12 protein-coding genes and 1 tRNA gene are annotated in these 13424 nt (G+C 37.2%); 7 read left to right on the forward strand and 6 right to left on the reverse strand.

All coding sequences use genetic code 11. From position 1 onward, the window contains the following. Positions 1-174: 174 nt before the first annotated feature. Both rpoN and AC1DCY_RS14670 read right to left on the reverse strand, forming a co-directional pair. Entirely contained in the window at positions 175-1461 is a 1287-nt protein-coding gene (gene rpoN, locus AC1DCY_RS14665) for an RNA polymerase factor sigma-54 (RefSeq protein ID WP_477351240.1), read from the reverse strand. Positions 1462-1780: 319 nt separating this feature from the next. Then, the gene (locus AC1DCY_RS14670) at positions 1781-2845 is read right to left on the reverse strand and encodes a M24 family metallopeptidase (RefSeq protein WP_477351242.1); all 1065 of its coding nucleotides are present in this window, start codon (positions 2843-2845) and stop codon (positions 1781-1783) included. 137 nt (positions 2846-2982) lie between these two features. Here AC1DCY_RS14670 and AC1DCY_RS14675 point away from each other — a divergent pair, with 137 nt between their 5' ends. Then, positions 2983-4665, forward strand: a complete 1683-nt coding sequence (locus tag AC1DCY_RS14675) for a peptide ABC transporter substrate-binding protein (protein WP_477351244.1) — start codon at positions 2983-2985, stop codon at positions 4663-4665. 106 nt (positions 4666-4771) lie between these two features. Here AC1DCY_RS14675 and AC1DCY_RS14680 read toward each other — a convergent pair whose 3' ends face one another. Genes AC1DCY_RS14680 through AC1DCY_RS14695 form a run of 4 tightly spaced genes read right to left on the reverse strand, consistent with a single transcriptional unit; the run spans position 4772 to position 9097 of the window. Continuing rightward, on the reverse strand, positions 4772-5137 hold the full coding sequence (locus AC1DCY_RS14680; RefSeq protein ID WP_477351246.1) for a DUF3899 domain-containing protein: 366 nt from the start codon (positions 5135-5137) through the stop codon (positions 4772-4774). Next, positions 5134-7122, reverse strand: coding sequence for an ABC transporter ATP-binding protein (locus AC1DCY_RS14685; RefSeq protein WP_477351248.1), 1989 nt, complete (start codon positions 7120-7122; stop codon positions 5134-5136). Before AC1DCY_RS14685 ends, AC1DCY_RS14680 begins: the two co-directional genes overlap by 4 nt. Positions 7123-7135: 13 nt before the next feature. Beyond that, positions 7136-8170 carry an oligopeptide ABC transporter permease gene (gene opp3C / locus AC1DCY_RS14690; protein WP_477351250.1) on the reverse strand — a complete coding sequence of 345 codons (1035 nt, stop codon included), beginning with the start codon at positions 8168-8170 and terminating at the stop codon, positions 7136-7138. A gap of 3 nt (positions 8171-8173) precedes the next feature. After that, entirely contained in the window at positions 8174-9097 is a 924-nt protein-coding gene (locus AC1DCY_RS14695) for an ABC transporter permease (protein ID WP_477351251.1), read from the reverse strand. A gap of 447 nt (positions 9098-9544) precedes the next feature. On the opposite strand from AC1DCY_RS14695, the gene AC1DCY_RS14700 reads away from it, so the two are divergent. The 6 genes from AC1DCY_RS14700 to tsaD all read left to right on the forward strand — a co-directional run bounded on the left by AC1DCY_RS14700 (position 9545) and on the right by tsaD (position 13078). Continuing rightward, a tRNA-Asp gene (locus AC1DCY_RS14700) sits at positions 9545-9620 on the forward strand. A 222-nt stretch (positions 9621-9842) separates the two neighbouring features. Then, complete coding sequence (locus AC1DCY_RS14705; RefSeq protein WP_477351252.1) at positions 9843-10178, forward strand: hypothetical protein; 336 nt, start codon at positions 9843-9845, stop codon at positions 10176-10178. A 285-nt stretch (positions 10179-10463) separates the two neighbouring features. Continuing rightward, complete coding sequence (gene tsaE / locus AC1DCY_RS14710; protein WP_477351366.1) at positions 10464-10913, forward strand: tRNA (adenosine(37)-N6)-threonylcarbamoyltransferase complex ATPase subunit type 1 TsaE; 450 nt, start codon at positions 10464-10466, stop codon at positions 10911-10913. Then, a complete protein-coding gene (gene tsaB / locus AC1DCY_RS14715) occupies positions 10910-11617 on the forward strand; it encodes a tRNA (adenosine(37)-N6)-threonylcarbamoyltransferase complex dimerization subunit type 1 TsaB (RefSeq protein WP_477351254.1) in 708 nt (235 codons plus the stop codon). The genes tsaE and tsaB overlap by 4 nt, the downstream gene beginning before the upstream one ends. Then, entirely contained in the window at positions 11610-12062 is a 453-nt protein-coding gene (rimI, locus tag AC1DCY_RS14720) for a ribosomal protein S18-alanine N-acetyltransferase (RefSeq protein WP_477351255.1), read from the forward strand. Before tsaB ends, rimI begins: the two co-directional genes overlap by 8 nt. Beyond that, positions 12062-13078, forward strand: a complete 1017-nt coding sequence (gene tsaD, locus AC1DCY_RS14725; RefSeq protein ID WP_477351368.1) for a tRNA (adenosine(37)-N6)-threonylcarbamoyltransferase complex transferase subunit TsaD — start codon at positions 12062-12064, stop codon at positions 13076-13078. Before rimI ends, tsaD begins: the two co-directional genes overlap by 1 nt. Positions 13079-13424 lie beyond the last annotated feature (346 nt).

Consider the following 13424-nt stretch of genomic DNA (forward strand, 5'->3'; position numbering starts at 1 on the left):
GGATTTAATTTTAATTGTGCCTGTTGTTGTTTCGAAAATAAATTCTTAGTCATACTATTTACCACCGCTCGTTTTTTTCTTCATTATAAACAAAAATACCCTATAAGATGACCTTTTTGAAAGTGTCTATCTTATAGGGTACATTTTAATTAAGAGTAGCTCCTTTTAAAATAGTTAATTAAATTGAATCATTTTACGTCTTGCTGATGACGGAATGTTCATTTCTTCACGGTATTTTGCAATTGTACGACGTGATATTTCAATACCAAGTGTGGTGTTGAAATGCTTGGCGATTTTTTGATCTGAGAAAGGCTTATTTTTATTTTCAGTTTTGATATAGTTTGATAAAAGCGATTTTACTTTTATTTGTGAAACACTATTACCGTTAGTTGTTTGTAATTTAGAAGTGAATAAATCTCGAAGTTCGAATATCCCAAAAGCCGTTTGTACATATTTATTCGTTGTCACTCGGCTAACTGTCGATTCATGTACTTCAATTTGTTCAGCAATTTCACGCAAGGTAAGAGGCTCTATAGCATCAAAGCCATGTGTAAAAAAGGCTTTTTGCTTTTCAATAAGTGCTTTTATGATTTTAATAATTGTATTTCGGCGCTGCTCAATACTGTTAACTAGCCATTGATAGTCTGATAAATACTTTTTAAAATAACTCTTTTCAGAAGAATTGGCAGTAATATATGGTGCATAGTCCGCATGTATATTGATTTTAGGTAAATAATAATCATTTAATGAAAAAGTGATGACGCCATCAACAATTTCAACAATAATATCAGGTGTATGATGATGTATAGCTTCCTGGTAAAACAGTGAGCTAAGCTTAGGTTGCAAAGTTTGAATGAATTGATAAATCTCTTGTAATTCACAAAGTGATATATCTAATTCGTCGGCAATTTGTTTCCATTTTTGATTTGCAAGTTCATCAAGATAAAAGGAAATTACTGTTTCTGCATGGGCAGGGCTATTTTCATGATACATTGTTTGTAATAGTAGGCATTCTTTCAAATTACGTGCCCCAACACCAAGTGGTCCAATGTTTTGTAATAAGTGAATACCCTTTTCGATTTCATGATCTTGATAAGTCGGCGTCATTGGTTGTTCATAGTAGCCGTTGTCATCCAAATGATAAATAATATGTTTAAGCAGTTTAATGTCCTTATCTTTATGCAAGGTTAGCTTAATTTCCTCAAATAAATCATCACGAATATTTTTTTCATATTTAGTTACATGTTCCAAGATACTTGTGTGACGGCTAACACCTTTTGAAAAATGTGTGCGTTCTTGAAATATCGGTTCACTTAACTCTATTAATGGATTTTCGAGCTCTTGTTCACGAATATACTGTTCTAATTCTAGTGTAGAATATTGTAGTAACTCTATGGCTTGACGAAGTTGTGCAGTCATCACTAAATTCAAATCTTGAGTTTGTTTAATAGAAAGCTGCATTTTAAAACCTCCATTCTCCATTTACGTACTTAAATCTATAGAAAATGATGCTATTGAGTAATAGTGACAATAATTTTTGACATTATCACTAAAGTAAAAAGGAGCTTTAGTGATAAATGTCTAATATAAAGATATTTAAAATGTGTCAAAAAAATGAACATTAGTGTGTATAAATAATGAAAAAGGGCTCCTCACCAATATATGTACTTGACTGCGAATTTCATTCCGGGAGACGCTTTCCTTTGGTGTGGTCCGAGCCTCCCTCCGCTCCATCGGCTTTCATACCAACAATACACTTTTTCAAAATTAAAAGGTTACTTTATAAAATAATAAGCTCTTTTGGTGAGTGTGTGATAACTTCAACACCGTTTTTTGTAACGATGACATCATCTTCTATACGTACTCCGCCTAAATCAGGAATGTAAATACCGGGCTCAACAGTAAGCACCATATTCTCTTCTAGGATGTCTTCGCATACTGGAGACATAAAAATATTTTCATGAATATCTAAGCCGATACCGTGCCCCGAACCGTGTCCATAATTTTTTCCATAGCCTTTAGCTTTTATGAAATCTCGTGTATAGCTATCTGCTTCTTTTCCAGTAATACCAGCCTTCATACTAGATAGAGCTATTTGTAATGAGTCATAAACGATTTGGTATATTTCCTTTAGTTTACCAGGTGGTTCGCCAACTGCAATTGTTCTCGTCATATCTGAACGATAGCCTTGATAATAGGCACCAAAATCAAGTGTCAGCATATCGCCTTCTTCAATTATTTTGTCAGATGCAACACCATGCGGAAGTGCAGAACGATGGCCAGAAGCAATAATTATATCGAATGCAGCTCCAGTAGCTCCGTTTTTACGCATATGAAACTCTAGCTCATTTGCGATATCAATTTCTGACACTCCTGGTTTAATAAATGTCAAAATATACTTGAATGCCTCATCTGAAATCCACGCTGCTTTCTTAATCAATTCAATTTCTTTTGGTGTTTTTATCATGCGTAAATTTTCCACAATATTAGATAGCGGCTTTAATGTTGCTGTTATTTTACTAGCCATTAATTGATATACCTCATAAGTAACATGTTGTTGCTCAAAACCAATTGTTTGGATAGATTCTGTGTCTAAAATTTCTTGGATAGTTTCATATAAACGACTGCGATCGATTTCACGAACATCAAATTCTTTACTTTGGTTTGTAGCTTGCTTTGTGTAACGGAAATCTACGAGTAAAAGTGCTTGAGTTGGTGTAATTACTACTGTACCCGCACTGCCTGTAAATCCTGTTAAATAACGACGGTTTTGATTACTCGTTATGATGAGTACATCCGATTGTTGAGCTCGTAATGATACACGTAATTGTTCTAGTAGTGACATGTTATAATTCCCCCTTTTTTAATATACTGCAAGATTTGTGCCAAAATTTTAGAGCAAATATGGTGTCGGCATGAATATTGCATATATGTTTTATTGCACGGTAGCTATCGTGCAATAAAATCAAAGGGGAAATGACAATGACTAAAAAGACAAAATGGTTAGTCGTGTTATTAGGGCTGATGCTAGTTGTATTAGTTGGCTGCTACGGCAAGGAGGATAAATCTTCTGATAGCCCGACTGGTGGCAATAGTACGGACAAAGAGTCTACTACTGACGTCGACACAACTGTTGGACAGGAACTACATTTAGTAGCGGGAGGGGATTTAGCAACAATGAGTTCATTAGGGAGTGTAGATGCACTTGCAGTTACAGCAATGAACTCTGTATTTGAGGGGTTATACCGTATCGGACCAGAAAATACACCAGTGCCAGGAATGGCAGAGTCATATGAAGCTTCAGCAGATGGAACTGTATATACATTTAAGTTACGCAAAGATGCTGTGTGGAGCAATGGTACACCTGTTACAGCACATGACTTTGAATATGCTTGGAAAAGAGCTATCAATCCTAAAACGCAAGCAATTTATTCTTATTTAATGCTAGATATAAAAAATGCGGCTAGTGTTCAAAAAGAGGGCGATCCACTATATGGTAAGGTAGATGAAATTGGCGTTAAAGCGCTAAACGATTACACATTGGAAGTCCAACTAAATGCTCCAATTCCATATTTCCTAAGCTTAACAACGTATGCGCCGTTTTTTCCACTAAACAAAGAATTTACAGAAGCACAAGGTGATCAATATGCGTTAGAAGCAGCAAATATGATTTATAATGGTCCATTCGTAATGGAATCATGGCAGCATGGTCAAGGCTGGACGTTCGTAAAAAATGAAAAATATTGGGATAAAGATAGTGTGAAGCTTACTAAGATTACACAAAAAATCGTGAAAGATACAGCAACAGCAGTAAATCTATATGAAGCGGGAGAGATCGACACTGCTGAGCTTTCAAGTGAGTATGTTGCTCAATACAAAGATAGCCCAGAGTATTCAACATTCTTAAAACCAAATACGTATTTCATTCGAATGAACCATGAAAATAAATTTCTATCGAATAAGAACATTCGTAAAGCAATCGATATGGCTTGGGATAAACAAGGCTTTGCAGATGTAATTTTACAGGATGGCTCTATTCCAGCTTATTTTTTAGTACCACTTGGATTATCAACAGATGAAAAAGGTGTTGATTTCCGTGAAGGTAATGGTGATATGAATAAAACTAATGTTGAGTTGGCCAAGGAAGCATGGGCTACTGGTTTAAAGGAGCTGGGGGTAGATAAAGTAAAACTAGAATTTTTAACATACGACCGTGCAGAATCTAAAAAAGCTGCAGAATTTATTAAAAATCAATTAGAAACAAATCTTGAAGGCTTAGAGCTAACAATCAATATGCAGCCAAATAAGCAAAAGCTAGCACTAGAAGGGGCTGTTGACTATGATTTGGACTATGGCGGTTGGGGACCAGACTATCAAGATCCAATGACATATATTGAGTTATTTGAATCAACTGCCTACTACAACCAATCTCACTATAAAAATGAAAAGGTTGATGCATTAATTAAAAAAGCTAAAACAACTTCTGATGTTTCTGAACGTTGGATATTAATGCAACAAGCCGAAAAGATTATGATGGATGATTTTGCATTTGCGCCGACCTTCCAAAAAGGTATAAGTCGTTTGACGAAGCCGTATGTAAAAAAATTATATGAACATCCGTTTTCAGCGGACATTAGCTATAAATGGGTTGAAATTGTAAAGTAAAAACAGATGCTGCCTACATTGAGGCAGCATCTGTTTTTCTATAAGGATCATCACCAAAAGTTGGGACAAGGCGAAATCAACCCCTTGTTATGTTGAAATAAGCCATCTATAAATAGAAAACAAGAGATAAAATAGTGGTGATAATACAGCCAATCAAACCTGCAAGTAGCAGTGGATAGGTAAAGGTATAGGATGGCGCTTGTACGAATTCCAAGTCACCATCTAACTCATATGCGTAGGTACCGTTTTTAGTGACACGTGCAAAGAAGCGTTTAAAGCTATAAGCGATACCATTAAAAAGCCCACCTTGCACAACAAACAATATTGCTCCAACGATTGTAAAAGCAAGTGAAGCAAGAAAAGTATGATTAATTATAGTCAGCATTGTCATCGATTGTTTTAAGAGTAATGTATAGAGAAGGGAACATATAAAAATGCAGCCAGTAAACAATATAGTTGTTTTTAATTTCATAGTGGTATGCTCTCACTGTTTGCTTGATCGTATTGGGTAAGCTCCTCTTCTGTTAGCATGACAAAATGGCCCGGGCGTACTTCAGTAAAGCTTTCACTTTCTCTATTAGTAGCGTTATATTCAGCTTCATTAAAAATAATACGTTGTCGTTCACGTTCTAGTTTTGGGTCAGGCAGTGGTATAGCAGATAATAATGCCTTTGTATAAGGGTGAATAGGGTGATCATAGAGTTCATGGCTTTCTGCAAGCTCGACAATTTTCCCGCGATACATGACGCCGATACGGTTACTAATATATTTCACCATCGACAAGTCGTGTGCTATAAATAGATATGTCAGTTCCCGTTCCTTTTGTAGCTTTTTCAATAAATTAACGATTTGTGCTTGGATCGATACGTCTAATGCAGAAATCGGTTCATCAGCAATGATTAGTTCAGGCTCTACAGCAAGTGCGCGTGCAATACCAATACGCTGACGTTGCCCGCCACTAAGCTCATGAGGATAGCGATTCGCATATTCTTTCGTTAAACCTACTATATTTAAAAGCTCATAAATTTTTGCCTTCCATTCGCTTTTCGGTACACCATGAATAGCAAGACCTTCTGCAATAATGTCAGCAATTTTCATACGTGGATTTAGGGAAGAATAAGGGTCTTGAAAAATCATTTGCACCTTGCGATTCAAGGCTAATTTTTCTTGCTTCGTCTTTGTTTCATTAATGTTCCTACCGTCGATGTGAATATCCCCATCTGTTATTATATTGAGTCCAATAATCGAGCGCCCTGTCGTGGACTTACCACAGCCAGATTCTCCAACTAAACCGAAGATTTCTCCTTTATAAATATCAAAAGTAATGCCATCTACAGCTTTGTTTATAGCATTTTTATCTAATTTAAAATGCTGCTTTACTCCTTTTAATGTTAAATACGGTTTGGTTGTATTAAATACTGGTGCTTTTTCACGTTCCTTGCGTTCAGCTTGGGCTAACTGTTGATGAATTGGTATCATTTTAGGCGCTTGCTCATGCAATAACCAAGTAGCTGCATAGTGTGTGTCGCTGACCTTAAACATTGGTGGCTCCTCTAAAAAATCGATTTTGAGTGCTTGGTTATTACGAGCAGCGAAGGCATCTCCAATCGGCGGTTGCAGTAAGTTTGGTGGTGTTCCTGGAATAGCGTACAGTGTGCTGGTTTCGATATCTGGGTTTGGCATAGCAGCGAGTAGACCTTGTGTATAAGGATGCTGACAATGGTAAAAAATTTCATCAACTAAGCCAATTTCAATAATTTTTCCAGCATACATCACGGCAACACGATCAGCCATTTTTGCTACAACACCCAAATCATGTGTAATAAAGATAATTGAAAGATTCATCTTTTTTTGAATGTTTTTTAGCAATTCTAGAATTTGTGCTTGAATCGAAACATCTAGAGCTGTGGTAGGTTCATCGGCAATAATAATACGAGGTTCGCAAGCAAGTGCCATCGCGATAACGATACGCTGACGCATTCCTCCAGAAAATTGATGAGGATATTGTTTATATCGTTTATCTGCTTCTTTAATGCCAACAAGCTGTAATAGTTCAAGCACTCGTTCTGTAATTTGATTACCACGTAATGATGTATGTTTTTTTATGCTCTCTGCAATTTGACTACCGATTGTCATCGTGGGGTTTAATGCAGTCATGGGATCCTGGAAAATCATTGAGATTTCAGCCCCACGAATTGCACGTATTTCCTGCTCTCTGCACGTTAAAATATTTTTTTCATTATATAAAATTTGACCGTTTTTCAGTATTGTTGTTTCAGCAGGGTTTAATCGTAATAGGCTTTTAGAAGTAACAGATTTTCCAGAGCCAGACTCGCCAACGATTGCTAGTGTTTCACCTTCAAATAAGTCGAATGATACATTGCGTACAGCCTGAACCTCACCATTTTGCGTATTAAATGAAATACTTAAATTTTTAACTTCTAATATTTTTTTCAATTCGCACCCCTCCTTATTTACGTGTTTTTGGATCGAATGCATCACGCAGTCCATCACCTAGTAGATTAAAGCTAATCATAATTAAGCTAATGACAATGGATGAAAAAATCATGCCATGTGGATAAATACGTAATAATTTATAAGAGTCATTAACAATCGTTCCTAAGGAAGCAGTTGGTGGCTGTAGGCCTAGGCCGATAAAACTTAGTAATGCTTCAGTAAAGATAGCTCCTGGAATGGTAAAAGTAGTAGCTACAATAATCGGACCTAGTGTATTAGGAATTAAATGTTTCCAAATCAAGCGTTGGTTACTAGCACCGAGCGTTCTAGAAGCAAGAACAAACTCATATGTTTTTAGCTTTAGTATTTGTGCTCGTACGATACGAGCCATACTAATCCACCCGACGATAACCATCGCAATAGTAATAGAAATGATTCCTGGTTTTAAAATAAGAATGAGAAGAATATTAATAATTAGCCCAGGGATACCAACTAACACTTCAATAATACGTTGCATGATATTATCAGTGCGACCACCATAAAATGCTGAAATAGCACCGTATGCAACCCCTATAATTAAATCAATCGTTGCCGCTAAAAAAGCAATATAAAGAGAGATACGTGTACCTTGCCAAATACGTGTCCATAAATCCCGGCCTAATTCATCTGTACCAAACCAAAAATATTCACTTATACCTTTTGCTTCGTATTGGTCAACGCCACAACTATCAACACCGTTCAAACCTAAGAATGAAATATTCTCAAGAACAGGAATTTTTGGTGGTAAATTTGTACGCGCAAGATTTTGTTCATCGTAGCCATGACTGTTCATAAATGGACCGAAAATAGCTAGTATAATAACTAGAATAATAATGCATAAGCCAACAATAGCTGCTTTATTTTTGCGTAAACCAAGCCATGCATCTTGCCAAAATGATTGTTCGGGACGATACGTAAAATCATCAACAAATTCACTTTGAGAGGCAGGCTCAAACAAATCAGGAGGATATTTTTTTACCGTCGCATTGTCAGTTACTTCTGTTGTCATAAATTACTCGCCTCCTGTGACACGAATCCGAGGGTCAATGAATCCGTATAAAATATCAATAACTAAGATAACGCTTACAAATAAAACAGCATAAAAGATTGTTGTTCCCATAATAAGCTGGTAATCATTCGTAATAATGGAGTTAACAAATTGCTCTCCTAACCCAGGGATACTAAAAATTTTTTCAATAACTAGTGAGCCCGTAATCGTATTAACAGTTAATGGTCCGATAATTGTAATGATTGGGATTAGTGCATTTCGAATACCATGCTTTGTAATAATAACGGAATTCGACAGTCCTTTTGATCTCGCTGTTAAGATGTATTCTTGATTGAGCACTTCCAACATTTCAATCCGTGTAAAGCGGGCAATTGTTGCAACAACACTGACCGCTAACGCGATTGTTGGTAATATTGAGTATTCAAAACCATTCCAAAAGGCGATTGGTAGCCAGCCTAGTTTGACACCAACCCAATATTGTAAAAAACCTGCAAATACAAAGGATGGAATGGAGATACCGAGCACAGCTAAAACAGTAGCCCCGTAATCTATAACAGTGTTATGCCTTAGCGCCGCCACGATACCTAATAGTAAGCCTATTAAAGTACCGACAGTAACGGCTTGAAATCCGAGAATGGCAGAGGCGCCGATACGCTCTTGAATAATTTTAGTAACCGGACGATTATCCAAAACAAATGAAATACCTAGGTCCCCTTGTACAAGATTTGTTAAGTAAACACCGAATTGAATAGGTACTGGCTTATCTAGCCCGTATTTTTTGTAAAGTAGTTCTTTTTGTGTTTCAGGTAAGCGTTCATCGTTAAATGGAGAACCGGGTAATGCCTTCATTAGCAAAAATGAAAGCAAAATGATAATAAATAAAGTAATTATCATGTAGCCGATTCGAGTAAAGATGTACCGAATCATTGAAACGACCTCCTTATGAAATAGTTTGTAGAATCTATTTAATTTATTTGCAAAATCTATGCCAAAAGAAGGGAGATAATTGAAGAATTGGCTCATCACCATAACGTTTGGTTGATTTCCGTTCCGACTGGAGCTTTCTTGGGGGCGTCAGATGAACAGTTTGGGCCAACAGATGTTTTTGTGCGAAAGCGTATTGCTAACGAAGCGGCAACGGCAGCAACACGATGTTGTCACGAAGGCGTTATCACAGGAGTGATACTTTAGCCTTCGTTCCTCTATTGCTAATCCTCAAGGAGTCGGAATCGCCTAGCGGGAACGAAGATCAACTTATATACATGACATACGTTTTAACAAATGTATCCACAACTTTTGGTGAAAATCTAAAAAAATATGAAAAAATATTGCATATGTTATTATTCTATGATATATTTATAAATGTCTTAAAGAGGTCCCGTGGTGTAGCGGTTAACATGCCTGCCTGTCACGCAGGAGATCGCCGGTTCGATCCCGGTCGGGACCGCCATTATAAACGATAATATAGTTCTTATGATGCTTTTAAATCATAAGAACTTTTTTTATTGTTAATATAAGGGAATTAATGGGTATCGATAAAATTGGTTCTATAATATTTGTTGGGGTAACCATAGATTTTTAGATTAAAGTTTTTTTCCGATACTTCACTTTTGGTACAGATAATCTACTTTTTATCGATTCCTCACGTATGAAGGAATTTGGAGGTGTTAGCATGAGAAATTATTTTTACATAAAACGTCTGAATATAAGCTTACTAATAGGTGCTCTTGTAATACTAGCAGGCTGTGGAGATCCTATTTTAGATATAGAGGAGTCCAATGCGTACCACTGGCAGAAAAATATGAATGAAGCAGAATTTGAAAAATTAAAAGAAGGTATGTCATATATGGAAGTGGTAAAAATTGCAGGAGGAGCAGGGGACAAAGTAAAAAAAGATCAATATCGCTGGAATGATGAAATACTTATGACAAAAACATATATAGTACAATTTAAAGATGATAAATTGGTTGATAAAAAGGTTGCTGAGGTAAAGGGGCATAAAAAATAAGCGCGTTTTATCTCGATTCAGCACATAGTTTAGTATCGTCAGCGACAATTTAGCAAAGGCTTAATTGATGAGTAGATTCAGCTTGCCGACTACCCCATTATGAGTACTTACACAGGGGGAAATAACTTTGTTTATGAGATACACAGTATTTATATTTTTGGTCGACAAGCTGAAACAATTACGCCAAGGTGTAATTGTTTTTTTTGAAATCCATTGGATGTTTTGAACATTTACGCTTGTTTCGGTAAACTAGAAGTAATGGAGCTAGGAGAGGAAAAAGAGATGATGTATGAAAAAATAATGAATTCACTTGATGATACTGAGAATTTTGCGTTGAAGCTAGCAAACTTACTAGAAGCTCAGGATACAATTACATTAGAGGGTGATTTGGGCGCTGGTAAGACGACATTTACGAAAGCATTAGCGAAGGGACTTGGCGTGACGAGAACGGTCAATAGCCCGACATTTACGATTGTAAAGCAATATGAGGGGCGTTTACCATTTAATCATTTAGATGTTTATCGTTTAGCAGAAAGTGATGAGGATCTTGGATGGGACGAACTATTTTATGGTGATGCGGTGTCAGTTGTCGAGTGGGCTCATTTGATTGAACAGGATTTACCACAAGAGCGTCTTGGAATAGAGATTTACCGGATCGGAGAAAATCAACGACGATTTGTATTGACACCTCTTGGAAAGCGATATGAGGCATTATGTGAGGAGCTAATGAAATGATTTGGTTAGGGATTGAAACAGCGAATGCACCACTTTCTATTGCAGTAATAAAAGATGGGAAAGTGATCTCGGAGATTGTACAAAATATAAAATTAACGCATTCAGCAGGTGCTATGCCAGCCATTGAAGAAGTGCTAGCGAAGGCTGGCATAAAGCCAAGCGAGTTGGATGCGATTGCTGTATCAGAAGGACCTGGTTCTTATACCGGTGTACGGATAGGTGTGACGCTTGCTAAAACATTAGCGTGGACATTGAAAAAGCCTTTAGTTGGAATATCTAGCTTAAAGTCATTAGCCGCAAATGCAGCACTATATAATGGGTTTATTTGTCCTATTTTTGATGCGCGTAGAGGCAATGTCTATACGGCCGTTTATAAAGGTTGTGAGCTTGAAGCAATTATAGAAGATTATCACGATCATATAGATGGCTTGTTAGAGCGTTTACAAGCTTTAGAGGCACCGATTTTATTTGTTGGAGCCGATGTAGATATTTTTTGGCATAAAATCGTAGAGGTGCTAGGTGATTATGCGCAACGCACACCATTTAGTAATGACTTACCACGAGCAAGTGAAACAGTTCGATTAGCGACGAAAGTGGAGCTACCAAGTGTGGATGCAGTTCATCATTTTGTCCCGCAATATAAACGTATTGCCGAGGCGGAGGCGAATTGGCTGAAGGAACAAAAGGAGAAGGCACATGAGTAGTAATGTAACATATCGTAAAATGGTATCTGAAGATGTCCCAGAAGTGTATGAAATTGAGCTTGCTACATTTCCTGCTCCATGGACGTTAGATTCTTTTTATTATGAAGTGCATGAAAATCAGTATGCACATTATGTGCTAGCTATAGATGAATATAATAACATTATCGGTTTTTGTGGAATGTGGATGGTTATAGACGCAGCGCAAATTACGAACGTTGCCGTTATAGATGCTGCTCGCGGTCGCGGCATTGGTGAAGGATTAATGCGAGAGGCAATGCGTATTGCTAGAGAGCATACTATGGAAGTCATGAGTTTAGAGGTACGAGTAACAAATACAGTTGCTCAAAATCTTTATCGAAAGCTTGATTTCCAAGATGGCGGTATACGTAAAGGCTATTATACAGATAACGGGGAGGATGCCCTTGTCATGTGGGTGAATTTATGATGGAAGATCGAATGATATTAGCAATAGAATCGAGCTGTGATGAAACAGCAGCGGCGATTATTCGAAATGGTTCTGAAATTGTTTCAAATGTAGTTGCATCTCAAATAGAAAGTCATAAACGATTTGGTGGAGTTGTACCTGAAATTGCATCTCGTCATCATGTTGAGCAAATTACAGTAGTTATAGAAGAAGCATTAGCGCAGGCAAATATGAAGCCAGCTGATTTAGATGCTGTGGCAGTTACTGAGGGTCCTGGTCTTGTAGGTGCATTGTTAATTGGAATTAATGCTGCGAAGGCCTTTGCATTTGCAAATAATTTACCGATTGTAGGTGTGCATCATATAGCTGGACATATATATGCTAATGCACTCGTGCAGCCAATGGAATTCCCATTGTTAGCACTTGTTGTATCAGGTGGCCATACAGAGCTAGTTTATATGAAAGAACATGGCTCTTTTGAAGTCATCGGTGAGACGAGAGACGATGCAGCTGGTGAAGCTTATGATAAAGTTGCACGTGTTTTAGACTTACCATATCCAGGTGGTCCGCGAATTGATAAATTAGCACATGAGGGAGAAGAGGCTGTATCTTTCCCAAGAGTGTGGTTAGAGGAAGATTCCTATGATTTTAGCTTTAGCGGCTTAAAATCAGCGGTTATTAATTATAAACATAACATGGACCAACGTGGTGAAGAAATTAGTCCGACTGCCGTTGCCAAAGGGTTTCAGGAAAGTGTAGTTGAAGTATTAACGGCGAAAACATTACGGGCAGCTCGTGAATATAAAGTGAAACAGGTTATTGCAGCTGGTGGTGTAGCAGCTAATAAGGGATTGCGTGCATCACTTGAGACAGTATTTGCTGAAGAAAACATACCATTTTTCGTGCCGCCATTAAAGCTATGTACAGATAATGCCGCTATGATAGGGGCAGCAGCAACACCTATGTTTGAAGCGGGAGTTCGAGGCAATTTATCAATGAATGGTCGCCCTGGAATGGAGTTAAAATCCTGGGTTTAACTTCTTTCAGCAAATGTTTTTTGTAGCGTCAGCTACAATTATTTTATGTACCGAAAGCGTAGCGACAGGTACAGAAGTCTCCCATCTCTATAGGTGGTGAGATGAATGCGGATTTAAGCTACTTTTCAGCGGGTGTCCAAGCATAAAGTCGATTTCGGACTGAGGCATAATTGATTTTAGAAAAGAGGTATTTTAGATTTGATTCTAAAATATCTCTTTTTGCTTTTGTGAAAAAATTGTTGAGAAAACAATGTCTATAAGAAAATTTGAATCCAATCAGTTGACAAATTTTTCAGAAAATTATCCACAGGTAAGGTAGAAATAAAACAGCGAACATCCGTACTTA

This window comes from Lysinibacillus sp. 10T31, assembly GCF_056394365.1.

What these genes read in the sequence shown, in the direction of transcription:
- opp3C (WP_477351250.1), bottom strand. Translation starts at nt 8,170, where the DNA reads ATGACAACAGAAGTAACTGACAATGCGACGGTAAAAAAATATCCTCCT.
- AC1DCY_RS14675 (WP_477351244.1), top strand. Translation starts at nt 2,983, where the DNA reads ATGACTAAAAAGACAAAATGGTTAGTCGTGTTATTAGGGCTGATGCTA.
- AC1DCY_RS14705 (WP_477351252.1), top strand. Translation starts at nt 9,843, where the DNA reads ATGAGAAATTATTTTTACATAAAACGTCTGAATATAAGCTTACTAATA.
- rimI (WP_477351255.1), top strand. Translation starts at nt 11,610, where the DNA reads ATGAGTAGTAATGTAACATATCGTAAAATGGTATCTGAAGATGTCCCA.
- AC1DCY_RS14670 (WP_477351242.1), bottom strand. Translation starts at nt 2,845, where the DNA reads ATGTCACTACTAGAACAATTACGTGTATCATTACGAGCTCAACAATCG.
- AC1DCY_RS14695 (WP_477351251.1), bottom strand. Translation starts at nt 9,097, where the DNA reads ATGATTCGGTACATCTTTACTCGAATCGGCTACATGATAATTACTTTA.
- AC1DCY_RS14680 (WP_477351246.1), bottom strand. Translation starts at nt 5,137, where the DNA reads ATGAAATTAAAAACAACTATATTGTTTACTGGCTGCATTTTTATATGT.
- tsaB (WP_477351254.1), top strand. Translation starts at nt 10,910, where the DNA reads ATGATTTGGTTAGGGATTGAAACAGCGAATGCACCACTTTCTATTGCA.
- tsaE (WP_477351366.1), top strand. Translation starts at nt 10,464, where the DNA reads ATGTATGAAAAAATAATGAATTCACTTGATGATACTGAGAATTTTGCG.
- rpoN (WP_477351240.1), bottom strand. Translation starts at nt 1,461, where the DNA reads ATGCAGCTTTCTATTAAACAAACTCAAGATTTGAATTTAGTGATGACT.
- tsaD (WP_477351368.1), top strand. Translation starts at nt 12,062, where the DNA reads ATGGAAGATCGAATGATATTAGCAATAGAATCGAGCTGTGATGAAACA.